General features: G+C 28.2%; 2 protein-coding genes. Both read right to left on the bottom strand.

The window, feature by feature from the left end:
- The coding region (locus tag ABTZ91_RS33985) for a hypothetical protein (RefSeq protein WP_352081092.1) at positions 1–557 on the bottom strand (557 nt) is incomplete at its 3' end.
- A 1-nt stretch (position 558) separates the two neighbouring features.
- A complete protein-coding gene (locus ABTZ91_RS33980; RefSeq protein ID WP_070451257.1) occupies positions 559–1,290 on the bottom strand; it encodes an ABC transporter permease in 732 nt (243 codons plus the stop codon).
- Between the last annotated feature and the right edge of the window lie 330 nt (positions 1,291–1,620).

Raw genomic sequence — 1,620 nt, 5'->3', positions numbered from 1 at the left:
AAATCTTGACCGATGCGTGACCGTTCTTGTTCAGCAATTAATATGTTAATATATTTATTTTGTTCAGTAAGCTTTTCTCTCAACTTACGTTCTTCTAATGAATAAATATTACCTACGCACATAAGTAATATCACTACAAAATATATTATTAACAGGGTTACTGCATCTCTGTCTATTACTAATGTTAGGATAATTGTAATCATCATAGATACCACAAAGGTCATAAAGAATTTTGATTTAAACCCTTTACCTAACATGAATGGAATTGCGAATGCACTAAAAAAATAAAATAAAGAATTCATTGGTTGGTTACAAAACACAAAATAATCAATCAAAATATAATGCACAATGAAAAGTGCATATAACATTTCTTCATTTAAGCGATTGTAATAAAATATAATACATACATAATCAATAGTAAAAATGATGACAACAAGTATATATTCCAAAAATGGACGATCAATATTGTAATTGAAAATATTAATAATAGGAAATACTAAATAAATAAGTGGTGCTATTCGACTACCTATTTTTACCCAAATTGATGAATTTGTCATGTTATTCAACATCTTTCTTTTTATTAATCTGTAAAGCTATAAACAAAAATATCATACTGTAAATGACCATAATAATTAAAGAACCATAATCCAATCCCTGTCCCTTACTTAAACTATAAGCTATATTTTTCAGGTGATATGTAGGTGTTAATTTAGAAATTTTTTGTAACCAATCAGGAAATGTATGAGTAGGAAACCATAATCCACCTAATATTGCTAATCCTAAATTAATTAAATTGGCAATACTACTAGCTTTTTGAGCATCATTAGATTGCGCTATGACAAGCCCCAATGTTAAAAACAGACTTGCTCCAAGCCATAATATGAACGCAGATGTAATCCACTCTGTAAAATGCATGTTCACTGTATTATAAAAATGTGCAACTGTAAATATAATAATAATTGATAATAAAAATTGTATTATTGTTCGTGCTAATTTAACTAAATAATAATTTAATGGATTTAGAGGCGTCGTCATGAGATGTTTAAACCAGCCATTGTTTCTCTCCTCAATCATATCTATTGGAAATGAAATTAAACAAAAATTCATACAACTAAATACTACCATACTGTACATATATTCTTTATAAAATACTTCTTTTGCATGTTCTGGTAAATCTAAAATTGAAGTAAATAGTAAATAAAAAAATAAAGGTAACAATATCGATACCATTAAATATAATTTTTTTCTAAGTAAAATTATGATTTCGGTTTTAAAATAAGTAAGTAACATTAGTATACCCCCTCATTGTCTTCTGAATTTGAAAATAAAATTTCTAATAAGGATACTTTATGTATCTCAACTTCATTTAAATCAAGTCCTCTTTTTACTAATTTCATGATGGTATCATTAACATGTTCAGTTTTAATCACAAATTTATGTTCTAATTTAGTACAGTTATCTAAATCTGACACGATGTTTTTATATTTTGTCGGTATCAATATACTAGAACTTTTCTCTGTTGATTGGTCAGTTCGCGGATCACTCCGGCGATGCCGAAGATCATCACCAGGAAGCCCACGACTTCGAGAAACCTCTTCATGCCCCGATCATGATCCATGC

The sequence above is a fragment of the Streptomyces sp. NPDC126499 genome (assembly GCF_040302485.1).
In the GTDB taxonomy this organism is placed as follows: Bacteria; Actinomycetota; Actinomycetes; order Streptomycetales; family Streptomycetaceae; genus Streptomyces.
The sequence above is the reverse complement of the archived record's forward strand: the minus strand, read 5'-3'. Positions and strand labels throughout refer to the sequence as shown.